Source organism: Salinisphaera sp. SWV1, assembly GCF_052044155.1.
GTDB lineage: Bacteria > Pseudomonadota > Gammaproteobacteria > Nevskiales > Salinisphaeraceae > Salinisphaera.
This window is the reverse complement of the sequence record NZ_JBQDYE010000006.1, coordinates 112,430-133,682: the sequence shown is the minus strand read 5'-3', so window position 1 is coordinate 133,682 and position 21,253 is coordinate 112,430. Positions and strand designations below refer to the sequence as shown.

The 21,253-nt window shown below is 66.3% G+C and carries 24 protein-coding genes; 11 read left to right on the top strand and 13 right to left on the bottom strand.

Annotated features, from left to right (window positions below):
• Positions 1-119 precede the first annotated feature (119 nt).
• From ACS8YF_RS04745 to radC, 13 genes are all read right to left on the bottom strand, one after another.
• Complete coding sequence (locus ACS8YF_RS04745; RefSeq protein WP_440849066.1) at positions 120-371, bottom strand: GlsB/YeaQ/YmgE family stress response membrane protein; 252 nt, start codon at positions 369-371, stop codon at positions 120-122.
• A gap of 75 nt (positions 372-446) precedes the next feature.
• Complete coding sequence (locus ACS8YF_RS04740; protein WP_440849065.1) at positions 447-1,259, bottom strand: SDR family NAD(P)-dependent oxidoreductase; 813 nt, start codon at positions 1,257-1,259, stop codon at positions 447-449.
• Positions 1,256-1,690, bottom strand: coding sequence for a YkvA family protein (locus tag ACS8YF_RS04735; protein ID WP_440849064.1), 435 nt, complete (start codon positions 1,688-1,690; stop codon positions 1,256-1,258). Before ACS8YF_RS04735 ends, ACS8YF_RS04740 begins: the two co-directional genes overlap by 4 nt.
• A gap of 29 nt (positions 1,691-1,719) precedes the next feature.
• Positions 1,720-3,321 carry an FMN-binding glutamate synthase family protein gene (locus ACS8YF_RS04730; protein WP_440849063.1) on the bottom strand — a complete coding sequence of 534 codons (1,602 nt, stop codon included), beginning with the start codon at positions 3,319-3,321 and terminating at the stop codon, positions 1,720-1,722.
• A gap of 94 nt (positions 3,322-3,415) precedes the next feature.
• Positions 3,416-4,231, bottom strand: coding sequence for a bifunctional DNA-formamidopyrimidine glycosylase/DNA-(apurinic or apyrimidinic site) lyase (gene mutM / locus ACS8YF_RS04725; protein ID WP_440849062.1), 816 nt, complete (start codon positions 4,229-4,231; stop codon positions 3,416-3,418).
• Between the two features lie 444 nt (positions 4,232-4,675).
• Positions 4,676-5,539 carry a hypothetical protein gene (locus ACS8YF_RS04720; RefSeq protein WP_440849061.1) on the bottom strand — a complete coding sequence of 288 codons (864 nt, stop codon included), beginning with the start codon at positions 5,537-5,539 and terminating at the stop codon, positions 4,676-4,678.
• A complete protein-coding gene (locus tag ACS8YF_RS04715) occupies positions 5,536-6,894 on the bottom strand; it encodes a GldG family protein (protein WP_440849060.1) in 1,359 nt (452 codons plus the stop codon). Before ACS8YF_RS04715 ends, ACS8YF_RS04720 begins: the two co-directional genes overlap by 4 nt.
• Before the next feature lie 10 nt (positions 6,895-6,904).
• Positions 6,905-7,675 carry an ABC transporter permease gene (locus ACS8YF_RS04710; protein WP_440849059.1) on the bottom strand — a complete coding sequence of 257 codons (771 nt, stop codon included), beginning with the start codon at positions 7,673-7,675 and terminating at the stop codon, positions 6,905-6,907.
• Positions 7,672-8,616, bottom strand: a complete 945-nt coding sequence (locus tag ACS8YF_RS04705; protein WP_440849058.1) for an ABC transporter ATP-binding protein — start codon at positions 8,614-8,616, stop codon at positions 7,672-7,674. The genes ACS8YF_RS04710 and ACS8YF_RS04705 overlap by 4 nt, the downstream gene beginning before the upstream one ends.
• Before the next feature lie 167 nt (positions 8,617-8,783).
• Positions 8,784-8,939, bottom strand: a complete 156-nt coding sequence (gene rpmG, locus ACS8YF_RS04700) for a 50S ribosomal protein L33 (RefSeq protein ID WP_109993797.1) — start codon at positions 8,937-8,939, stop codon at positions 8,784-8,786.
• A gap of 273 nt (positions 8,940-9,212) precedes the next feature.
• Positions 9,213-9,449 (bottom strand): 50S ribosomal protein L28, encoded by a 237-nt coding sequence (gene rpmB / locus ACS8YF_RS04695; protein ID WP_440849057.1) that lies wholly within the window; start codon positions 9,447-9,449, stop codon positions 9,213-9,215.
• A 177-nt stretch (positions 9,450-9,626) separates the two neighbouring features.
• Positions 9,627-10,313, bottom strand: a complete 687-nt coding sequence (locus ACS8YF_RS04690) for an outer membrane beta-barrel protein (protein ID WP_440849056.1) — start codon at positions 10,311-10,313, stop codon at positions 9,627-9,629.
• A gap of 116 nt (positions 10,314-10,429) precedes the next feature.
• A complete protein-coding gene (gene radC / locus ACS8YF_RS04685) occupies positions 10,430-11,104 on the bottom strand; it encodes a RadC family protein (protein ID WP_440849076.1) in 675 nt (224 codons plus the stop codon).
• A 70-nt stretch (positions 11,105-11,174) separates the two neighbouring features.
• On the opposite strand from radC, the gene coaBC reads away from it, so the two are divergent.
• The 11 genes from coaBC (at position 11,175) to ACS8YF_RS04630 (ending at position 21,217) form a co-directional block, all read left to right on the top strand.
• A complete protein-coding gene (gene coaBC, locus ACS8YF_RS04680) occupies positions 11,175-12,371 on the top strand; it encodes a bifunctional phosphopantothenoylcysteine decarboxylase/phosphopantothenate--cysteine ligase CoaBC (RefSeq protein ID WP_440849055.1) in 1,197 nt (398 codons plus the stop codon).
• Positions 12,372-12,397: 26 nt separating this feature from the next.
• Entirely contained in the window at positions 12,398-12,853 is a 456-nt protein-coding gene (gene dut / locus ACS8YF_RS04675; RefSeq protein ID WP_440849054.1) for a dUTP diphosphatase, read from the top strand.
• 4 nt (positions 12,854-12,857) lie between these two features.
• Positions 12,858-13,274, top strand: coding sequence for a VOC family protein (locus tag ACS8YF_RS04670; protein ID WP_440849053.1), 417 nt, complete (start codon positions 12,858-12,860; stop codon positions 13,272-13,274).
• 27 nt (positions 13,275-13,301) lie between these two features.
• Positions 13,302-14,213: an acetylglutamate kinase gene (argB, locus tag ACS8YF_RS04665; protein WP_440849052.1), complete on the top strand. Its 912-nt coding sequence runs from the start codon at positions 13,302-13,304 to the stop codon at positions 14,211-14,213.
• Positions 14,214-14,262: 49 nt separating this feature from the next.
• Complete coding sequence (locus ACS8YF_RS04660) at positions 14,263-14,571, top strand: hypothetical protein (RefSeq protein WP_440849051.1); 309 nt, start codon at positions 14,263-14,265, stop codon at positions 14,569-14,571.
• Between the two features lie 59 nt (positions 14,572-14,630).
• A complete protein-coding gene (locus tag ACS8YF_RS04655; protein ID WP_440849050.1) occupies positions 14,631-18,191 on the top strand; it encodes an SNF2-related protein in 3,561 nt (1,186 codons plus the stop codon).
• Positions 18,192-18,348: 157 nt separating this feature from the next.
• Positions 18,349-18,663, top strand: a complete 315-nt coding sequence (locus tag ACS8YF_RS04650; protein ID WP_440849049.1) for a type II toxin-antitoxin system RelE/ParE family toxin — start codon at positions 18,349-18,351, stop codon at positions 18,661-18,663.
• Positions 18,653-18,964 carry an addiction module antidote protein gene (locus ACS8YF_RS04645; RefSeq protein WP_440849048.1) on the top strand — a complete coding sequence of 104 codons (312 nt, stop codon included), beginning with the start codon at positions 18,653-18,655 and terminating at the stop codon, positions 18,962-18,964. The genes ACS8YF_RS04650 and ACS8YF_RS04645 overlap by 11 nt, the downstream gene beginning before the upstream one ends.
• 115 nt (positions 18,965-19,079) lie before the next feature.
• On the top strand, positions 19,080-20,585 hold the full coding sequence (locus tag ACS8YF_RS04640) for a TIGR02677 family protein (protein ID WP_440849047.1): 1,506 nt from the start codon (positions 19,080-19,082) through the stop codon (positions 20,583-20,585).
• Positions 20,586-20,666: 81 nt separating this feature from the next.
• Entirely contained in the window at positions 20,667-20,945 is a 279-nt protein-coding gene (locus tag ACS8YF_RS04635; protein ID WP_440849046.1) for a BrnT family toxin, read from the top strand.
• Positions 20,942-21,217, top strand: a complete 276-nt coding sequence (locus ACS8YF_RS04630) for an antitoxin (protein ID WP_440849045.1) — start codon at positions 20,942-20,944, stop codon at positions 21,215-21,217. Before ACS8YF_RS04635 ends, ACS8YF_RS04630 begins: the two co-directional genes overlap by 4 nt.
• Positions 21,218-21,253 lie beyond the last annotated feature (36 nt).

Sequence of the window (21,253 nt, the reverse complement as noted above, 5' to 3'; positions counted from 1 at the left end):
ATCGTATCTCGTTCAGCAACGACAAGCGCCTGACGCGCGAGCGGGCGCCGAACCAGGGGGGGTTCGCGTGTGCGGCGGGCGAGGCCGCGGAAAACCGCGGCGCACACCGATATCGGCGACTAACGCCGGGCGACCATCCGATACAGGAGTAGCAGGATGATCGCCCCGAGAATGGCGATGACGAAGCTGCCGATATTGAATCCGGTCACGCCGCCGAAGCCGAGTATGCCGCCGATGAAGCCGCCGATCACCGCGCCGACAATACCGATGACGATGGTGACGATGATGCCGCCCGGGTCGTCACCGGGCATGATCAGTTTCGCGATGGCGCCGGCGATCAGGCCGAATATGATCCAGGCAATAATGCCCATGGCTGCAGTTTCCTTGGCAACGGTTCGAGTGGCTTGGCCACTTTGGGCCCAGAGCGATACGGGCGCAAGCGGCGATCAGCTGCCGCGTCGGTAGCGTGCCTTGGCGCGTCGCCCCTTGGCCGCCAGGGCCGGGCGCAGCGCGCGCGGCAGGACCGGGAACAGGCTGCCGAGGGTGGTCATGATGCGGGTCGAGGCGGGGCGGGTGCGTTCCACGCGTGCGTCGGTGATGCAGTCGAGCACCAGGTCGGCGATCTGCTCGGGCGTGCTCATGGGTTGTGAGAACGTCAGGTCGGTCACGGCGTCGATGTCGGCGAGAATGAAATCGGTCGCGATCGGTCCCGGCGAGACCACCGATACGCACACGCGCGTGCCGCGGCATTCCTCGGCCAGCGCATAGGTCAGCGTTCGCAGGCCGGCCTTGGTCGCCGAATAGGTGGCACTGCCGGGCACCGGCATGCGCCCGGCTACCGAGCCGACGTTGACGATGGCGCCGCGCGCGGCGGCACGCAGATGCGGCAGGGCGGCGCGCGACAGCACCACCGGCGCCCGCAGGTTCACATCCACCATCGCCGCCAGATGATCCACGCTCTGATCGGCGAAATCGCCGCGATGATGGGCGCCGGCATTGTTGACCAGGATATCCAGCCCGCCGAGCGCGGCGACCGCGCTTTCGACCAGTTCGATGCAGGTGCCTGGCGCGGTTATATCCGCGGGGCAGGCGATGGTGCCGATCTCGTCGGCGAGGCGCTGCAGGCGATCGGCACGGCGTGCGGCGATCACCACGTGCGCGCCGGCCGCCGCGAGTCGTCGTGCCACGGCTTCGCCGACGCCCGAGGAGGCGCCGGTGACCAGCGCCCGCCGGCCGCGGAAATCGTGGGCGGCGCTCATTTCACCGTATGCATCGGCCGACGATGGCTCGGCCGCCCGAACCAGTCGTCGAGCTTGGCCGTGGCCCGACGCCGCACATCGGCGTCGATGTATCGTGATATGGTCGCCACGGCGAGCGTGATCGCCCCCAGGTCGTCGGTGAAGCCATAGCCGACCAGCCAGTCGGGAATGGCGTCGAACGGCAGTATGAAATAAGCGAGCGCGCCGTAGGCCGTGGCCCTGGCCCAGGCCGGCGTGTCCGTTCGCCGGGCGGCATAGTGCAGCCAGAGCGCTTTCTCCAGCAGTTCGTAGCCGGCACGTTTGAATACCCGCGACATCTTGGTCCAGAAGCGCGTTTCGGAATACTGGCCGGCATAGGCGCGCAGCGCGTCGGGCGTCTCCGGCGCGCCGGTCGGCCGGTCATCGCGGCGGTGCGGTCGGAACCAGGCCATCGATTCAACTCCTTCGCCGGTGGCGGCGATCAGGCGGCGTGGCTGCGGGGCAGGAAACTTTCGGCCTGGGCGCGGGCCCAGGCGCTCTCGTAGCGCCCGCGCTTGCCGGTCGCCACGAGCAGTTCGCCCGTCTTGAGGAAACGATACACCTGATCGGCGCTCTGAATCTCGGAATCGCGCGTGCGCCGGCACAGATGCTCCGGCGCGAGCTGGGCCGGATGATCGAGCCCGACCGTGGCCACCACTTCCTGCATGGCCGCCACCGTGGCCTTGTGAAAATGATAGACCCGCTCGGCCTTCTCGGGCACCACCACCGCGCGCTGGCGCCAGGGGTTCTGGGTGGCCACGCCGGTCGGGCAGCGATCGGTATGACAGGACTCGGATTGCACACAGCCCACCGCGAACATGAAGCCGCGCGCCGAATTGCACCAGTCCGCGCCCAGCGCCATGTTGGATGCCATGCGAAAACCCGACGTGATCTTGCCCGAGGCGCCGATCTTGATGCGCTCGCGCAGGCCAGCGCCGACCAGCGTGTTATGCGCCCAGACCAGGCCCTCGCGCAGCGGCGTGCCGACATTGTCCGCCAGTTCCAGCGGTGCGGCGCCCGTGCCGCCCTCGGCGCCGTCGATGACGATGAAATCCGGCGTGATGCCGGTCTTGAGCATGGCCTTGGCCAGACTCATGAACTGCCAGCCGTGGCCGATGCACAACTTGAAGCCGACCGGCTTGCCGCCGCAGCCTTCGCGCAGATCGGCGATGAACGCCATCATTTCGATCGGGGTGGAAAATGCCGTGTGGGAAGGCGGCGAAACACAGGTCTGGCCGACCGGCACGCCGCGCGCCTCGGCGATTTCCGGGGTGACCTTGGCGCCCGGCAGCACGCCGCCGTGGCCGGGCTTGGCGCCCTGGGACATCTTGATTTCGACCATCCTGACCTGGTCGTCACTCGCACGATCGACGAACTGGGCGCGGTCGAAGGAGCCATCCCGGTTGCGACAGCCGAAGTAGCCGCTGCCCAGTTCCCAGATCAGATCGCCGCCGAATTCCTTGTGATGGCGCGAGATCGAACCTTCCCCGGTGTCGTGGGCAAAGCCGCCGAGCGCTGCGCCCTTGTTGAGCGCGCGGATGGCGTTGGCCGACAGCGAGCCGAAGCTCATCGCGGAAATATTAAGGGTCGAGGCCGAGTAGGGCCGTGTGCAGTCCGGGCCGCCGATATGCACCCGCGGCGGGGTCTCGGCCGGCATACGGGCGGCCATGGAATGTGCCAGCCACTCGTGGCCTTCGGCATAGACGTCCAGTTCGGTGCCGAACGGGTCGGCATCGTTGGCGCCTTTGGCCCGGGCATAGACCTGGCTGCGCGCCTCGCGGGAAAACGGCGCCGCCTCGGTGTCGGATTCGAGCAGATACTGACGGATCTCGGGCCGGATCGATTCGAAGAACCAGCGAAAATGCGCGAGCAGCGGATAGTTGCGCAGCAGCGAATGCTCGGACTGCAGCAGATCGTGCAGGCCGATGGTCAGAAACACGCCGGAGATGATGAAAAACAGCGCGAAGTAGGATGGCAGCATGAAGGTCAGACCAGCGAAAACGCCGGTTGCCACGAAGGCCGCAATCAGTCCGATGTAGCGCATGAGACCGCGGGAGTCGTTAAACGAGCGCCCAGCCTAGTCCGCCGCTTGGCGGCCTGTCATCTTCCGGTGCCACGCGGCGGGGCGTGTATGCGACTCAGGTCTGGCAGACGGGACAGAAGAAGGTGCTGCGCTGGCCGATCACCTCGCGCCGGATGGGCCCGCAGCCGCGGGGGCAGAGCTGGCCTTCGCGGCCGTATGCGGCCAGCGACAGCTGAAAATAGCCGGTATCGCCGTTCACGCCGATGTAGTCGCGCAGCGTCGTGCCGCCCACCGCGATCGCCTCGCCGAGCACGCGTTTGATGGCGACGGCGAGTGCCTCGTAGCGCGAGGCGCCGATGCGCCCGGCCGCGCGGCGTGGATGAATGCCGGCCGCGTGCAGCGCTTCCGAGGCATAGATATTGCCGACGCCGACCACCACCGCCGCGTCCATGATGAAGGCCTTGACCGCGCTCCGCCGGCCGGCCGAGCGCGCCTTCAGCCAGGTGCCGTCGAAATCGTCCGACAACGGCTCGGGGCCGAGCCTTGCCAGCAGCGGGAACGCCTGCGGGTCGCCCGTCAGCCAGAACAGGGAGCCGAAACGGCGCGCATCGTTGAAGCGCAGTGTCATATCGCTTTCGAGCACGATGTCGACATGATCGTGCGTTTGCGCCGGCGTATCGGCCGGCACCACGCGCAGCCGGCCGGACATGCCGAGATGCAGGCAGACATGCCCGGTATCGGCGGCGAACAACAGGTATTTGGCGCGGCGGCGAACGCCGTGAATGGTCTGGCCGGGCAGGTCACACGCCAGCGCTGCCGACACCGGCCAGCGCAGCTGCGGCTGGCGTACGATCACCGTGCGCACACGCTGGCCGGCCACATGCGGCTCCACGCCCGCGCGGGTGGTTTCGACTTCGGGTAGCTCGGGCATGCCGATATTCTGACATGCGCGACATGGCCGGACACGATGCGCTTGCGTATCCGCTAATGCGCGCAGCGCAAACGCGATTGGGGGGCGTATTCAGGGGGCGGCGACTTGGAATCGCTCGAGTCGGCAACCGGAAGGAAGACGGGTGCTTTAAAATGTCTGTCCGCAGATTCGCGCAGAGGGCGGTTGGCCGGCGTCGGCCTGGAGCGGTGTCGGGCGTGTCGCCTTACTCGTCATGAATTGAGTTCCGGAGCGTTTATCTCGTGGTTTTTGCAATAAAAAAATACGTCCATAAGTGGTTTCGCCACGATTGTATCGGGAGGCAGTGACGTCGTGCACTGGGTGGCGCCTGCTTGGCTTGGCGAAGCCAACCGAGCCCAACCGCCTTCTGCGTGAATCTGCGTCGATCTGCGGATAAAAATCCCCGTGGAACTACGCGTCAAGGCGTCAAAGCCCGGGATGCCGGATCTCGAGCAGCGGGCCGATGCGATTGCCGGCCAGGTGATAGTCCACGCCCAGTGCCGGATCGCGCAGGATCAGGTTGGGGTGGCGTTCGATGATGTCGAGATGGCGCGGTGGGCCGTGTTCGAACACGAGCGTGACGCGCGCCAGGCGCTGGCGGCTTTGGTTGGCCGGCACGACGGTCAGCGCCCGGGCGCGCTGCCAGGCCTGCCGCGTCGCCGCGACGGCCGCCGCGCTGCGCTGACCGGCCGGTTGGGCGTGCCAATCGCCATGCGTGTCGCGATTCAGCGTGAAATGCGGCAACACCAGTTTCTTGAGTTGTCGATGTGGCGGCACCAGCGCCGGCGAGATCCAGTGCGTCCAGCCCCACTGCAGACCGGATAGATCCGGCAGGGCCGCGATCAGCAGATCGTGCGGCGTGCGGACATAGCGGCTGTCCGGGCTCGCGCCGCGTCCGCCGATATCGATCGGTGCCTGCCGATTGAACTGGACCACCAGCGCCGGGTTCTTCAGGCCGGTGGTCGCTTGGTCGATGGCATCGGGCGCATAGCGATGCCGGGCACGCCGGCCGAGCAACGACAGTACGGCCTGTCGATGCAGCCGGTCGACCGGCGCGTCGACCGGAGCGGTGAGATGCCAGGGGGCCCGCGGGCCATTGCGCTGGAGCATGACCAGGTCGCTGCCGTGGCGGACGCGGATGCGGGTGACCCGGGCCGGTGCGAGTGTGCTGATGCGCGGGAGTTGGGCCGTGTGCGGGCCGGGCGGCGCCCGGTAGGACCACCACAACGCAGCGGCGAGGCCCGCCAGCGCCAGCAGCAGGGTCGCGATCAGGACGAGCCGTCTCCTCATCGGCGTCGCCGCCACCACCAGCGCGCCACGCCGAACCCGAACAACGTACCCGGCAGGCCGACCACGAACAGCCACCAGAATGTGGAAAGCCGCGCCGGCGCCATCTGCAGATGCGCGCCCGGCGCCTTGGGCACGTCGACGGCGATCTGGGCGTCACGGCCGGCCAGCCACTGGAAGATGGCGAGTGCCAGCGTGCGATTACCCAGCTCAGGCAAGTGCCCGTTGTCCATGAAATCGCTGTCGGCGACGACGACCGCGCGTTGTTGATGCGTGCGGTCGGTGTCGTGGCGGGGGGGGCCGTTTCCGGGGGGCGGCTGCGACCGGCTCAGCGCCATGCCGAAGGTCAGTGGTCCGGCTCGGTCGCCTTGGTCGGGCTGGAAACTGATGCTGCCGCGGTCCAGCGAACCGGTTTCGAGCCAGCTGCGGGCCGGCGAGCGCAGAAATGCCTTCGAGTGCCAGGACGCGTTCGCCAGCGGCGACAGTGCGCCGGCGAAGGCGAAGACAGTAATCTGCTTAAGGTTCGCGGTGATCGGCGTGTTGGGGTAGTTGGCGACTAGCGCGATGGCCGGGCTGCCGGTGCCGAGCTTGCGGAAGTCCGGATAGACCAGCGTGCCCGTGAGCCAGTGAATACCGAGATCCTGGGCCAGCGGCGTCAGGCCGTAGCGCGGGCCGGGGTCGTCCACCCACAGCAGGTCGCCGCCCCGCTTGACGTAGGCGCGGATCATGTTGACCTCGCCCGGCAGCAGGTCGTGCTGCGGCGAGGCGATCACCAGGACCGCGGTGTTGTCCGGAATGGCGCCGGCCTTGACCAGATTCACCTGCCGGACCTTGAGGCCCTGATTGTCGAGCGCGGCGGCCAGTTTGGAATAGCCGGCGGTGGTTTTCGCGCCCGGGTCGCGCTCGCCGTGGCCGGTCAGGAACACGATCCACTTCGTGCCGCCCGGCGACAGCCGCTGCAGCGCATTGGTCACGCTGGCTTCCGAATAATCGGTGAGTATCTGTTGCCGGCCGTGGTAATGCACGACCACGGCGCCGGCCTGGCCGATGCCGAGCCTGCGCACGGTCGCCGGGTGCCGGGCCGGGTCGGCGAAGTGCAGCTGGATGCGGGGCGAGGCCCGGGTATAGCGGGCCAGTTGCTGGCGCACATCGTGGCGTTGCGGTCCGGGGTAGATATACGCGGTGAAATCGATCGGGCCGTCGTCGAGCGCGCCGATCACGCGCTGGCTGGCCGCGGTCAGGCTGTTGCGATTGCCGGCGGTCCAGTCGGTGGTGACGGCATAGCGCTGGGCCAGCCAGCCCGCGGCCACGGCCACCAGCGCGATCAGAAGCATGGTCAGGTAGGTGCTTGCGCGCATGCCCGGCGTCTCAGCGTCGTTCGGCGTCGAGACGCACGATGGTCAAGGCCAGGAAGGCGACGATGAAGATCGCGAAGTACAGCACGTCGGCCGAGGAAACGAGCCCGTGCAGCAGGGTGTCGTCGTGGCCGATGGGCGAAATACCGCCAGCGAGTCTGCCGATATCGAGCGTGGCGCCGAACACACTCGGATGCCAGTCGATACTGGCCACGGCATAAATCAGCCACAGCAGCATGAGGGCCGCCAGGCTGATCACGGCGGCCAATGTGGGTTCGCGAGTCAGCGCCGAGGCGAACAGACCGAGCGCGGCGAACGCGCCCATCACCAGCCAGAGGCCGAGCAGGCCGGCGGCGATCACGCCCCAGTCCAGCGGCGTGAACAGGGTCAATGTGGCGGGGAGCGCGCCGATCAGGAGCGCGCTCAGCGTGAGGTAGCCCATCACGCCGGCGAACTTGCCCAGCACCAGCTCGGTGGCGGAGGCCGGGGCGGCCAGCAGCAGTTCCAGCGTGCCGTTCTTTCGTTCCTCGGCGAAGGCCCGCATCGTCAGCAGCGGCACCACCAGCAACAGAATGAGGGTGGTAAAGCGGAACAGGCCGGCGCCGACCACTTCGGAAACGCCGTCGTAGGCATCCAGATGCTGCGGGTTGAGCGAGATGTCGGTCAGCGACATCACGAACAACACGCCGGCCAGCAACTGGGTGAAGCCGAGCAACGCCCAGGCCAGCGGCGAGGCGAACAGCCGCGTCGCCTCCAGCCGTGCGATCGCGATCGCGCCGCTCATGACGCGGCCCTGCCGGTGTCGTCGCCGGCACTGATCACGCGCATGAAGCGTTCCTCCAGGCTGGTCGGTCGGGGGGCCAGCATCTGCAGACCCCAACCGTGGGCCACCGCGTGTTCGGCCAGGGCGGCGCGGATATCGTGGCCGTCGACCGGGCGGATCAGCCAGCGGCCATCGCCGGCTTCGCGCACGTCCGCCACATCCGGCAGGGCGGCCAGGGTGGCGGCGTCCGGGCCGTGTGCGAGGCCGATTTCCAGCCAGCTCGCATCGGCGGCCAGCTCCGCGTGGCTGGCCGACAACGCCAGCCGGCCGCGGTCGACGATCACGATGTGCGAGGCCACGGCCTGGATCTCGCCCAGAATATGGCTGGAAATAACGACGCTGTGTTCCCGGCTCAAACGGCCGATCAACGCGCGCACGCCGATCAGCTGTGACGGGTCGAGCCCGGCGGTCGGCTCATCGAGGATAAGCACATCCGGACGATGCACGATCGCCTGGGCCAGGCCCACGCGCTGGGCATAGCCCTTCGACAGTGCGCCGATGAGCCGGCGGCCGACATCGGTCAGGCCGCAATCGATCTTGGCGGCCTCGATCGCTGCCGCGCGCCGCGCGCGCGGGATGCCATGCAGCCGGGCCGCAAAGCGCAGATATTCGTCGACCGTAAGCTCGGGGTAGACGGGCGGCCGTTCAGGCAGATAGCCGAGATGCCGCTTGGCCGCGCGCGGGTTGTCCGCCAGGTCCGCGCCGGCAATCGCCACCCGGCCCGCGCTGGGTGCGAGCGTGCCCGCGAGCATGCGCAGGATCGTGGTCTTGCCGGCGCCGTTGGGCCCGAGCACGCCGAGCACGTCGCCCGCGGCGAGCCGCAGTTCAATATCGGCGACCACGCGCCGCCCGCCGTAATCGCGCGCCAACCCCTGCGCCGACAACAGCCAATCGCTTTCCATGTCTCCTCGCCAAGCAGCGAGCCGGCACACCCACAGGCCATGGCTCAAAGATCGCCAGTCTACCCAAGGGCCGGGCCGGCGGGCTGTTACGTCACGGAAAAAGACCGGGGCCGGACACGAAAAAGCCGGCGCGCGGCCGGCTTTTCCTGCAAGCAATCGCGATGCGATTACTTGATCTTGGCTTCCTTGAAGACCACGTGCTTGCGCGCCTTCGGATCGTACTTCTTCATCTCGAGCTTGTCGGGACTGTTCCGCTTGTTCTTGTACGTGGTGTAGAAGAACCCGGTGTCGGCGGTCGAGACCATGCGAATCTTTTCGCGCATTATGGAACCTCTGATTTATTCGTACACGGATCGCGTCTGAGTCCCGAGCCGTTCGTCTGCAAGGCGCCCGGCGAAGCGCCGTGGCAGGACCCACGGTCGAGACGGGCAACGCTGCAGGCGGGCGGCTCGGGCCAGACCCTCCGGGCCGGCTTTGCGCGCGCGTCTGAGCAGCGTCATTCGTCGTTCATTTACTGAAAGTAAACCTCTCTCCTCATTCCTCGCCAGACGCGCGCGCAAAGCCGGCGCGATCGCGTACGAATGAATCAGAGGTTCCTAAACCTTCTCCCCACGCTTACGCAGATCGGCAAGCACGCTCTCGATGCCTTGACGATCGATGATACGCATGCCCTTGGATGAGACCCGAAGACGCACATAGCGTTGCTCGGCCTCAACCCAGAAACGGTGCCAGTGCAGATTGGGCACAAAGCGCCGCTTGGTCTTGTTGTGGGCGTGCGAAACGTTGTAACCGGTAATCGGCCTCTTGCCGGTTACCTGACAAATCTGGGACATGCTTGATCTCCTGGTCGCGCGCAAGTCGGCGTCGGCGAGCCGCGTATTTAAGCATTTAACGCATCGGCGTACAACCGCCGCAGCGCAGTTTTTTTCCGGATAAGGAAAACACCCCGCGAGGCGGGGTGTTTTAGGCCGTCGCAGGCGGATGCGGCGGCCGAGCGTGCAGCCTACAACCTAGAAGGTGTAGCGCGCGCCGACATTGACTTCGTTGTGGAAGTCCTGGTTGTTCGAGCCGATGTTCAGGTCGGAACGATCGTAACCCGCGGTCAGGGCGTAATGCTGATCCGAGTCGAGGTAACCGACCAGTTGCACGCCATACTTGAAGCCATCCGGCTTGCCGTAGTCCACGCCGTCACCGGACAGTTCGCCGTAGTCGACATAAGTCGCGTGCGGATTGATCTCGACCTGCGGGGCGACCATCCAGCGCAACCCGGCCGTGAGGCCGAAGCCCGTGCCGGTGACATCCCGCGTGCCGACGGTGTTGTAAAGACCCAGGCGCTCGTAGTTCACGGTGCCGTAGTAGCCGATACCCGTGCCCTTGCGGCCGCCGTAGTCGTAGAAGCCCTGGGCACCCACGCCGAAAAACGCGCGGTTCACGTCCTCGCCGCTGTGATCGACGTCCAGACGGTCGTAGCCGCCCTGGACGATTATGTGGGACGGCAGCTGGTAAGAGCCCCGGAAGCCGAAGCCATTGAAGTCGTGCCCGGTGCCGGCGAGGTGGCCGGTCGGGATGTAATCGCCCTGAAGATACGTGTAACCCGGGCCATCGGTTTGTGTCGTGGACGTCAGAAAACTCGGCGCCGCCATGGCAGAGGCGGCGGGGAGCATGGTGGCGCCCAGGATAAATGCGGCTTTTTTCATTTCTTTCTCCAAACTTAACAATCAGATAGGGGGTCCGATCGCCGGAGACATTATGAAGCCGTGGCTAAATTGTCAATAAAAAATTAAACAATCATTACGATAGTATTTTGTGTATTTTACATCATTCCCCGCTCGGCGAGGCTGGTCGTCGCTTCGCGGGCGAGGATGACGTGGTCCAGCACACGGATATCGACCAGTCCCAGCGCATCGGTCAGGCGCCGGGTGATGTCCCGATCCGCCGGGCTCGGCTCGGCGACACCCGATGGATGGTTGTGCGCCAGGATCACCGCCGCGGCATTGTGTGCCAGCGCGGCCTTGACCACTTCCCGCGGGTAGACCGCCGCACCGTCGATCGTGCCGCGAAACAACTCCTCGAATGCGATCACGCGGTTTCGGTTGTCCAGAAACACGCAGGCGAAGACTTCGTGCTCGGACCGGGCCAAGTGCAGCGCAAGGTAGGCGCGGGTGGCTGACGGATCGCTTAATACGTCGCGCTTGCGGATCGTCTCCCCGGCATGGCGCCGCGCCATTTCCAGAACCGCCTGCAGCTGCACGTACTTGGCTTCGCCAAGCCCGCGGCCGGCGGTGAAGCTCGCGCGGTCGGCGGCCAGCAGGGCATCGAGGCTGCCGTAGTCGGTGAGCAGGCGCCGGGCGAGATCGACCGCGCTCATGCCCGTCACGCCGGTGCGCAGAAAGATCGCCAGCAACTCCGCGTCCGACAGCGCGGCGGCGCCGCGTTCGAGCAGTTTTTCGCGTGGCCGCTCCGTGGCCGGCCAGTCCGTGATACGCATTCTCATCCCCGTCTGTCGTTGTTCGACCCGGCCCATGGAGCGACCGGCCGTCCCGGGTACAATAGAGCCCATGCAAGCACTGGCCCAACGTCGCGTGCTGCTCGGGGTGACCGGCAGCATCGCCGCCTACAAGACGCCGATCCTGGTGCGCCGTCTGGTCGAGGCCGGCGCCGAGGTCCAGGTGGTGATGACCCCGGCGGCGAAACGGTTCGTCACGCCGATGACCCTGGCGGCCGTTTCCGGCCATCCGGTGCGTGACGACCTCTGGGATGAATCCGCCGAGCTGGCGATGGGCCATATCGAGCTGGCGCGCTGGGCCGAGCTGGTCCTGATCGCGCCCGCCAGCGCCGACATCCTGGCGCGGCTGGCACTCGGCCGCGCAGACGATTTGTTGACCACCCTCTGTCTGGCCACCACCGCTGATATGGTGGTGGCGCCGGCCATGAATCATGTGATGTGGGCGCACCCGGCCACGCGTGCGAACATGACGACACTGGCCGAGCGCGGAGTGACCTTTATCGGCCCGGACACCGGCGAGCTGGCCGAGCGCGAGTCCGGCGCCGGGCGCATGAGCGAGCCCGAGGCGATCCGGGATGTGTTGATCGCCCGTTACAGCGCCGCACGCGGGGCGCTCGCCGGGCGGCGTGTGGTGGTCACCGCGGGGCCCACGCGGGAGGCGCTCGATCCGGTGCGCTATCTGACCAATCGTTCGTCGGGGCGCATGGGCTACGCGCTGGCCGCGGCATGCGCGGCGGCGGGGGCCGAGGTCACGCTGGTGTCCGGGCCGACGACACTGGCTGCCCCGGCGGCTGTCGCGCGCATCGACGTGGAATCGGCCGGCCAGATGTACGATGCGGTGATGGCCGCGATGCCCGGTGCGGATGTCTTCATCGGCGCGGCGGCGGTCGCCGACTACCGCCCGGCCGAGGTGGCCGGCGATAAGATCAAGAAATCCGACGGCGATGCCACGCTGCGCCTGGCGCGTACCGCCGACATCATCGCCGCGGTCGCGCGGGCCTGGCCGGGCGCCTTCACGCTCGGCTTCGCCGCCGAGACCACCGGCATGGAAGCCGCCGCGCGCGACAAGCGCCGGCGCAAGGGGCTGTCCATGATCGCCGGCAACGTGGTCGGCCCGGACCAGGCCTTCGGCCGCGACGACAACGAACTGCTCGTGATCTGGGACGGCGGCGAGAAACGCCTGGCGCGGGCGGCCAAGGCCGATCTGGCCCGCGATCTGGTCGCCCTGATCGGCGAACGCCTGACCTAACACCCTCGAAGGATTCGGAACATTCGATGACACAACTGCAGGTGAAACGCCTCGACGCGCGGCTCGGCCGCGACTTTCCCATGCCGGCGCGCGCCACCGCCGGCTCGGCCGGCATCGACCTGCGCGCGATGATCGCCGCGCCGCTGTCGCTTGCGCCCGGTCAATGCGAACTGCTGCCCAGTGGTCTGGCGGTGCATATCGCCGATCCGAACCTGGCCGGGCTGATCCTGCCGCGCTCGGGGCTGGGCCACAAACACGGCATCGTGCTCGGCAACGGCACCGGCCTGATCGACTCCGACTATCAGGGCGAACTCAAGGTCTCGGTCTGGAACCGCGCCGATGTGGCCTACACCATCGAACCCGGCGAGCGCATCGCGCAGTTCGTGCTCATCCCCGTGGTTGCGGCCGAGCTCGCCGTGGTCGACGAATTCGACGAAAGCACGCGCGGCGCGGGCGGCTTCGGCTCGACCGGCGCGGCGTGATCCGATGACGATCGGCGACGGCACGACGTTGCTCGCTATCGACCATGTGCATGTGTTTGTGGCCGATTGTGCTGCCGCGCGCCAGTGGTATGCACGCGTGCTCGGGTTGACGCCCGTGCCCGAACTCGAGTTCTGGGCGCGCGAGGGCGGCCCGCTGGCGTTGTCGAACCCGGCGCGCACGGTCACGCTCGCCCTGTTCGAGCAGAGCGAATCGGTGCATCGGGCCATCATCGCCCTGCGCGTGAGCGGCGCCGATTTTCTCGCCTGGCAGCGCGACCTGTCCGCCGCGCCCGATCTGGCCGTGCGCCGGGCGGACCACGCGGTATCGTGGTCGCTGTATTTTGCCGATCCCGATGGCAACCGGTTCGAGATCACCACCTATGATCATGCGGCCGTGGCCGCGGTCATGGCCGACAACTGAGTCCGGTCGATGGAGCACAAAAGACGTATGTCCCTGGATCCCGAAGCCGCCGCCCGCGTGGCCCGCGTACTCGGCGAAGCGCTGCCCTACATCCGCCGTTTCGCCGGCAAGACCGTCGTCATCAAGTATGGCGGCAACGCCATGACCGATCCGGAGCTGAAATCCGGTTTCGCGCGCGATATCGCGCTCATGAAACTGGTCGGCTTCAACCCGGTGGTGGTGCACGGCGGCGGCCCGCAGATCGGCAAGGTCCTGGCGCGGGTCGGCAAGCAGACCGAGTTCATCAAGGGCATGCGGGTCACCGATGCCGACACCATGGACGTGGTCGAAATGGTGCTCGGTGGCCTGGTGAACAAGGAAATCGTCAACCTCATCAACCAGCACGGCGGCCGCGCCGTGGGCCTGACCGGCAAGGACGGCAACCTCATCACCGCGCGCAAGCTGACCCTGGTCGAAGACGCAACTGATCTCGGCTTTGTCGGCGAAGTCGCCGGCATCGACCCGGGCATCGTCAAGCATCTCGAGGCCGACGACTTCATTCCGGTGATCGCCCCGATCGGGGTCGGCGCCGACGGGCGCAGCTACAACATCAACGCCGACCTGGTGGCGGGCCGGATCGCCTCGGTGCTCAAGGCGGAAAAGCTGATGCTGCTGACCAACACGCCGGGCGTGCTGGATGCCGAAGGCCGTCTGCTGACAGGGCTGACGCCCGAGCAGGTCCGCAAGCTCATCGACGCCGGCGTCATCCACGGCGGCATGCTGCCCAAGATTCAGTGCGCGCTGGATGCCGTGGCCGACGGCGTGCGCGCGGCGCATATCGTGGACGGCCGGGTGGAGAACGCCGTTTTGCTCGAGCTGTTCACCGATGCCGGGGTGGGGACGCTGATCGGCGATTCCGGCGCGCCGCGGCCGGTATCGGATACGCCGACACCGGCCTGAGCCCGGTCGACAAAACAAATCACAAGTGCCCGCGCGCCCGGAGAACTTCATGGCTGGGTTCAAGGGTCACTGGCGTATCGTCTGGATGCAAACATGGGACGAAGACTTCATCGACCTCGTCCAGCCGGGCTATTTCCGTTTTGCCGATGATTCGGGTGAATTCGCCTTCGGCGCCGTGATCGACACCCGCTACGCCGATAACGGCCGTCGCGTGGATTTTTCCTGGCAACGCAGCGATGAAGGCGACGACGTCAGCGGTCGCGGCTGGCTATCCCTGACGGACCAGGACACGGGCGAAGGCCGGTTGTTCATCCATCTCGGCGATGATTCGGCTATTCGTCTCGAACGACAGGCATGATGAGCCGGCAACAGAGATTGGCCGACCTGAAGAGGCGGCGCAGTACAGGCTGACGTGATATGCCCGCCGATTTCGGACGCACCTGGTGGGGCCGGCAATGGCTGGCTGCCTTCGACGGTATCGATCAGAGCAACCGGCTGCCGCGTGGCCGGCGCTATGCCAATAACGGCTCGGTCCGCGCGGTCGACATCGCCGGCGGCACGGCGGCCGCCCGCGTACTGGGCACGCGACCCACACCGTACCGGGTCCGTATCGCGCTGCCGGCATTTTCCAAGGTCGAGCGGCAGACCGTGCTGGACACGGTGCAAGCCGATCCAGTGCTGTTGTCGCGCCTGCTCAACCGCGAACTGCCGGCGCATGTCCTGACACGGCTCGGCGCGCGCGGTATCCGGCTGTTTCCGCGCTCCTGGCGTGACCTGACCGCGCGTTGTTCCTGTCCCGACGACGCGCTGCCCTGCAAGCACATCGCGGCGGTGATCTATCTGATCGCCAACGAAATCGACAAGGATCCGTTCGTCGTGTTCGCGCTGCATGGGCTGGATCTGGCCCAAACACTGCAGGCGCAGATGGGCGTGGCCCCCGACTCGCTCACCACGCTGCCCGTGTTGTCGGAGGACTGGTCGCGCGAGCCGGCGATCGAGCATTTCGAGCCGCCATCGGCCGAGGCCTTCGCCGCGCTCGATTTATCTCGGATTCCGGCGCTCGAGTCACGGATTTTCACGATTCTCTCGGCCCGGCCGCTGTTTCATCGCAAGGATTTCCGCCAGATTCTGGCCACGCATTACAAACGCGCGCGAAGAGCCGCCCGGGCGTATGATCGCGAGGCCGACACGCCATGGTCCGAGGCCGAGCGGGTTACCCGGCTGACCGCCGTCATCGACGACAGCGGCGGCCTGATCGAGATGCGCGGCGACCACGGGCGCCTGTTCAAGCCAGTACATAAAAAACGCGCCCCGGATGACTTCGAGGCGTTCCTGGCCGGGCTGCATGCCGTGCCGGCCGAGCGCGAGCCGCGGCTGGCCCATCGCGTGGCCCTGTGGCGCACATTGCTGCGCTTCGCGCTCAAGCTGATCGAGCAGGGCGCCTTCGTGCCCGCCGTGGCCGCGGACAGCCGCGGCGCGACGGTCGTGACATGGCAGCCGGCACGCCTGGCCGAGCCGGTCGCGGATCTGTTCGAGCACCTGTGCGCGCTGTGTCCGCCGGATCTGGTGCAGCTGGAACGGGGGCGACTGGAAAGCGGCAAGTCACGCCGGCGCGAGCCGGCCTATGCCGATGCGCCCACCCAGATCGGCGCCGCCCTGGGCGTGCTGCTCGGCTTCTTCGTTCGCGCCGGTTTCCAGAGCACGGCCGAATCGCGGCAGGATGACGCGATCAAGCGGGTATTCTTCACCGGCCAGCCGGTGCGTTTCGAGTCCTTCGAGACGCACCGGACGCCGTCGTTGATCGCCCACTGGCTGCGCCGCCTGAGCCTGGGCGAACGCGCGCACCGGCTGCATTTGCGGGTCGACGAGCCGGGCGAGGACCAGCTGGCCGTGGCGCTGACGGTCGAGCGCGACGACGGCTTCCAGCCGATTGCGGACTGGCTGGCCGAGACGCCCGGCGGACCCGCCCGGGCCGACGTGCTCGCCGATCTGGCGGTGCTGGCGGATTACTTCCCGGATATCGAACAGTTGTATGCAGGCGAGGCGGGCACGCCGGGCACCGACGAGACACCCGAACAGACGCTGGTCTATAGCCTCGAGGCCTTCACCCCGATCCTGCGCGACGTGCTGCCGGCGCTGCGCATGCTGGGTATCGGCGTGATCCTGCCCAAGGCGCTGCGCAATCTGGCCCGGCCCCAGGCCAGCCTGTCGTTGTCGAGTGCGGACAGCGAGTCGGCGGTCAGTTATCTCAACCTCGATCAATTGCTGACGTTCGATTGGCAGGTGGCGATCGGCGATCGCCATATCTCGGTTGACGAATTCCGGCGGCTGGTCGAGAACGCCGCGGGCCTGGTGCGGATCATGGATCAATACGTCATGGTCGACGCACAAGAGACACGTCGCCTGCTCGACAAACTGGACACGCCACCGGCCGAACTGTCGCGCGCCGAGTTGCTGCAGGCCGGCCTGTCCGGCGAACTCGACGGCGCCGCGGTCGCCGCCAGCGAGGACGCCCGGGCCCTGTTCGATCAACTGATCCGGCCGCAATCGCCGCCGCCGGTGCCGGCCACGCTCGACGCCCGCCTGCGGCCGTATCAGCAGCGCGGCTTCGAGTGGCTCGCCGAAAACGCCCGGCTGGGCTTCGGCAGCCTGCTGGCCGACGACATGGGGCTGGGCAAGACCTTGCAGGTGATCGCGCTGTTGGCGCATCTGAAAGCGACCCATCGGCTCGACCAGGCGAGCGCGCTGATTGTCGTGCCGACCCCGCTGCTGACCAACTGGCGCCACGAGATCGCGCGTTTTGCGCCGGACCTGACGGTGCAGATCTACCACGGCCCGAATCGCCAGCTCGACCGGGCCGGCCACGACGTGGTGCTGACCAGCTACGGCCTGGCGCGCTCGGATGCCAAGACAGTGGCCCGGCCGCGCTGGGCGCTGGTGGCCATCGACGAGGCCCAGAACATCAAGAATCCGGCGGCCGCCCAGACCAGGGCGGTCAAGCGCCTCAAGGCCGATATCCGGATCGCGTTGTCCGGCACCCCGGTGGAGAATCGTCTGCGGGAATACTGGTCGGTATTCGATTTCATCAATCCGAAAGTTCTGGGCAGCCAGAAACGTTTCGCCCAAATGTTCGCCCAGCCGATCGAGCGCGACCGCGACCAGGCCGCGCTGGATAAATTCCGTGCCATCACCGCGCCGTTCATCCTGCGCCGGCTCAAGACCGACCGATCCATCATCGCCGACCTGCCGGACAAGATCGAAGCCAATCGCTATTGCCGGCTGTCCGCGGAACAGGCCTCGCTGTACCAGAACACCGTGGACACCATCATGCAGGAGCTGGCCGAGGCCGAGGAGGGCGTCGAGCGGCGCGGCATCATCTTCAAACTGCTCAATGCCCTCAAGCAGATCTGCAACAGCCCCGCCCAGTTCGCCGGCCGCGAGACCGCCGATATCGAAGCTTCCGGCAAGCTCGCTGCGTTCATGGGCATCCTGCGCGAAATCGATGCCGCCGGTGAAAAAGCCCTCATCTTCACCCAGTACACGACGATGGGCCGGCTGCTGGCCGCAGCACTCGGCGACGAACTCGGCATCGACGCCCCGTTTCTGCACGGCGGGCTCACCCGCAAGCAGCGCGACGGCCTGGTCGATGCGTTCCAGGGCGAGGGTGGCCCGCGCGCCCTGATCGTCTCGCTCAAGGCCGGCGGCACGGGCCTGAACCTCACCGCGGCCAGCCAGGTCATCCACTACGACCTGTGGTGGAACCCCGCGGTCGAGGCCCAGGCCACCGATCGCGCCTATCGCATCGGCCAGCGCCGCAATGTCATCGTCCATCGCCTGATCACGGAAAACACCTTCGAAGAGAAAATCGATGCCATGATCCAGTCGAAAAAAGAGCTGGCCGACCTGACCGTGGCCAGCGGCGAGCGCTGGATCACCGATCTGTCCGACGCGGAGTTGCAAGATCTGGTGAGTTTGTGAGCTTGGTTTGCTGAGCGCAGCTCGACTTTGGCGTATGTCTGCCGAGCGTTCAGCCGGGCGTTAAATACTCGGCATGGGGCATTCCGGGGGTGCGTTTTGTTTGCGGACGTTTTCTGGTCAATTGTATTATTGTAGTTTTAAAGCTACACTTTAATACGTGGATATCAAGCAGACAGTCGAGTTTGCGCACTGGCTTGATGGTCTAAAGGACAAACGAGCGCAGCTACGCATTGATATCCGCATCCGCCGCTTGGCTGATGGCAATCCGGGCGAGCACCGTGATCTGAAAGGCGGCGTCAGCGAACTGAAAATTCGCGAAGGCAAGGCCTACCGGGTGTATTACACCAAGCGCGGTAGCGAACTGGTGATCCTTCTATGCGGGGGCGACAAATCCAGCAAAACGAAGCAACAGGCCGACATCGCGAAAGCGCAACGGCTCGCTGCGAATCTGGGTGAAACCGATGAGTACTGAGACCATTCCATTCGACCCGTCCCGGCATCTCGATACAACAGCCGACATGGCGATGTATCTGGATATGGTCCTTGAATACAATGACGGCCGTCTGCTTTCCCAGGCGTTGGGCGACATCGCGCGGTCGCGGGGCATGAGCGATCTGGCGCGCCAGACCGGCTTGTCGCGCGAGTCGTTGTATCGCGCCCTGTCGGACCAGGGCAATCCGAATCTGGCGACTCTCATGAAGATATTTAACGCGCTCGGCCTGCGCTTGTCCGTCAAGGAGCGTGAGGAACCCGAGACGCAGACTACGACTTAAGGAGATATCTCGAAGCACGGGGGGCGGCAAACGTTAAGTGGTGAACCCGGCGGTCGAAGATAAAAAAATGCGGCCGAAGTGCTTAACGCATCGAGCCAGCGCGCAAGGATAGCTTATGAGCGATACGACCAACGCCGCCGATCTGTTCCGCCACGTCAGCGCCGAACGGGCGACGGCCTATCGCGCCGTGCTGGATGCGTTCGCCGCCGCCAAGCGCCAGTTTCGTCTGCATCTGCGCCCCGACGAGGTGCGCGCGGAAGCGCGCTGGCCGGACGGCGGAATCCCTACGCCGGAGGAAGTCCAGAGTCTGCTGGCCCAGCTCGTGGAATGGGGCAACCTGCGTGCCCAGGCCGATACCGCGCGCGTTTCCACCATCGAGGATTTCTATCGCGCCAAGTTTCTCTATCAACTCTCGCGCGAGGGCGAGGCGGTGGAAACCGGGCTGGCGGCCTTCGCGCAGGCGCTGGAGCGCCGCGCCGAGCTGCAGACGGTGGCGCTGGAGGATATTCAGACCCAGCTGGCCGCGTTGCAGCGGCTGGCTGGCGAAGACCCGCTCGACGGTGCTCGGATTCACCAGACCCTGCGCGAGCTCGTGCATGTGTTCGAGGGGCTGGCCGACAACGCCGAGGATTTCATGGCCGGGCTGGCGCGCACGGTGGAGTTGCAGGCCGCCGATGCGGCCACCGTGGTCGCTTACAAGGACCGGCTGATCGATTATCTGGAGCGCTTCATCGGCGATCTGGTGGCCGCCTCCGGGCGCATCGCCGAAACCATCGCCGCGCTCGAGCCGGCCGACGAACTGCTGCGCCTGGCCGCGGCCCGTGAAGCCCGGGATGCCGCGCCCGGAGACGATCAGGCCAGTGACGAGGCGGTCGAACGCGCGCTCGCGGCCTGGCGCGAACGCTGGGCCGGCCTGCGTGGCTGGTTTCTGCGCAGTGACGACGGCCCGTCCCAGGCCCAGCGCCTGCGCGCGCGGGCCCGCTCGGCGATTCCGCGGCTGTTGTCGGCGATCGCGCGGGTCAACGAGCGCCGCACCGGACGCAGCGACCGCACCGCCGATTATCGCGAACTGGCGCGCTGGTTCGCCGATACCCGGGACGAAGCCGATGCGCATCGGTTATGGCGGGTGGCATTCGGTTTGTCGCCGGCGCGTCATCTGGCGCTTACCGTCGAAGACGATGTGGCCGCGACCACGCCCTGGATCGATTCGCCCGCTATCGCCATCGAGCCCACCCTGCGCGAACGCGGCCGCCTGCCCAGCGCCGGCGGCTCGCCCAAGGTACGCGATCGCAGCGTCGAAAAAGCCTGGCTGGCCGAAAAGATCGCCGCCGAGGATGCCCAGATCGCCGCGGCGCGCGAGCGCCTGACCACCGATGAGATCACCCGCCTGTCCGAGATCGGCCGCCTGGATCGCCACGCTTTCGCACTGTTTCTCGACGTGCTCGGCGAAGCGCTCGCCGCCATGCGGGAGCCGGGCGCGCGTATCGAGCGGCTCACCTCCGACGGCAGCCTGGCGCTGACGCTCGCACCCATCGACGACGCACCCGTGGTGACCATCGAAACCGAGAACGGCGGCTTTGCCGGGCGCGATCACTGGCTGCATGTGCGGGCGGTGGATTGACCGTCGCGGCGCTTGTCCTGCGTGGTAAACACAGGTTTCGGGACGTCCTCCAAAAGGCACACGATGTGCTAGATTTCTCCGATGAAGGTCATATCATGGAGTCGGGAAAAGAACGCGCTTCTGAAAGCCGAGCGGGGTGTTTCATTCGAGGACGCGGTTTTCCACATCATGGCTGGCGATGTGCTCGATACGATAGAGCATCCGAATCAAGCGCGTTATCCCGGCCAACAGATCCATGTCCTGGAGATCGAGGACTACGTCTATCTGGTGCCGTTCGTTGAGACGGAAGACGAGGTTTTTCTGAAAACGATCATTCCGAGCCGCAAGGCGACCCGAATCTATCGAGGTGGCAGGAAATGAACAAGCTGGACCCGGAAGAAAAAGAAATTCTGGACGCGTTCGAAGCCGGGAAGGTCCGGCACGCCCAGGATGCACCGGAAACGAAGAAGCGACATCAAGCCTACGCCGAGGCCATGTTCAAGAAGGATGCGCGGATCAATATACGGATTACTTCCAGGGATCTGCGTGGACTGCAAAAGAAAGCCTTGGCCGAAGGCATGCCGTATCAGACGCTGGTCGCCAGCATCCTGCACAAATACGTGGAAGGCCGGCTGCACGAACGCGGCGATTGAAGGCGCGGGAATGTTGTCGAGTAATCGAATGAAAGC

Coding starts and splice junctions, on each gene's coding strand:
- dut (WP_440849054.1), top strand. CDS start 12,398: ATGACACAACTGCAGGTGAAACGCCTCGACGCGCGGCTCGGCCGCGAC.
- ACS8YF_RS04705 (WP_440849058.1), bottom strand. CDS start 8,616: ATGGAAAGCGATTGGCTGTTGTCGGCGCAGGGGTTGGCGCGCGATTAC.
- ACS8YF_RS04710 (WP_440849059.1), bottom strand. CDS start 7,675: ATGAGCGGCGCGATCGCGATCGCACGGCTGGAGGCGACGCGGCTGTTC.
- ACS8YF_RS04660 (WP_440849051.1), top strand. CDS start 14,263: ATGGCTGGGTTCAAGGGTCACTGGCGTATCGTCTGGATGCAAACATGG.
- ACS8YF_RS04740 (WP_440849065.1), bottom strand. CDS start 1,259: ATGAGCGCCGCCCACGATTTCCGCGGCCGGCGGGCGCTGGTCACCGGC.
- ACS8YF_RS04645 (WP_440849048.1), top strand. CDS start 18,653: ATGAGTACTGAGACCATTCCATTCGACCCGTCCCGGCATCTCGATACA.
- radC (WP_440849076.1), bottom strand. CDS start 11,104: ATGCGTATCACGGACTGGCCGGCCACGGAGCGGCCACGCGAAAAACTG.
- ACS8YF_RS04670 (WP_440849053.1), top strand. CDS start 12,858: ATGACGATCGGCGACGGCACGACGTTGCTCGCTATCGACCATGTGCAT.
- argB (WP_440849052.1), top strand. CDS start 13,302: ATGTCCCTGGATCCCGAAGCCGCCGCCCGCGTGGCCCGCGTACTCGGC.
- rpmB (WP_440849057.1), bottom strand. CDS start 9,449: ATGTCCCAGATTTGTCAGGTAACCGGCAAGAGGCCGATTACCGGTTAC.
- mutM (WP_440849062.1), bottom strand. CDS start 4,231: ATGCCCGAGCTACCCGAAGTCGAAACCACCCGCGCGGGCGTGGAGCCG.
- ACS8YF_RS04655 (WP_440849050.1), top strand. CDS start 14,631: ATGCCCGCCGATTTCGGACGCACCTGGTGGGGCCGGCAATGGCTGGCT.
- coaBC (WP_440849055.1), top strand. CDS start 11,175: ATGCAAGCACTGGCCCAACGTCGCGTGCTGCTCGGGGTGACCGGCAGC.
- ACS8YF_RS04745 (WP_440849066.1), bottom strand. CDS start 371: ATGGGCATTATTGCCTGGATCATATTCGGCCTGATCGCCGGCGCCATC.
- ACS8YF_RS04730 (WP_440849063.1), bottom strand. CDS start 3,321: ATGCGCTACATCGGACTGATTGCGGCCTTCGTGGCAACCGGCGTTTTC.
- ACS8YF_RS04715 (WP_440849060.1), bottom strand. CDS start 6,894: ATGCGCGCAAGCACCTACCTGACCATGCTTCTGATCGCGCTGGTGGCC.
- ACS8YF_RS04720 (WP_440849061.1), bottom strand. CDS start 5,539: ATGAGGAGACGGCTCGTCCTGATCGCGACCCTGCTGCTGGCGCTGGCG.
- ACS8YF_RS04690 (WP_440849056.1), bottom strand. CDS start 10,313: ATGAAAAAAGCCGCATTTATCCTGGGCGCCACCATGCTCCCCGCCGCC.
- ACS8YF_RS04640 (WP_440849047.1), top strand. CDS start 19,080: ATGAGCGATACGACCAACGCCGCCGATCTGTTCCGCCACGTCAGCGCC.
- ACS8YF_RS04635 (WP_440849046.1), top strand. CDS start 20,667: ATGAAGGTCATATCATGGAGTCGGGAAAAGAACGCGCTTCTGAAAGCC.
- rpmG (WP_109993797.1), bottom strand. CDS start 8,939: ATGCGCGAAAAGATTCGCATGGTCTCGACCGCCGACACCGGGTTCTTC.
- ACS8YF_RS04735 (WP_440849064.1), bottom strand. CDS start 1,690: ATGGCCTGGTTCCGACCGCACCGCCGCGATGACCGGCCGACCGGCGCG.
- ACS8YF_RS04630 (WP_440849045.1), top strand. CDS start 20,942: ATGAACAAGCTGGACCCGGAAGAAAAAGAAATTCTGGACGCGTTCGAA.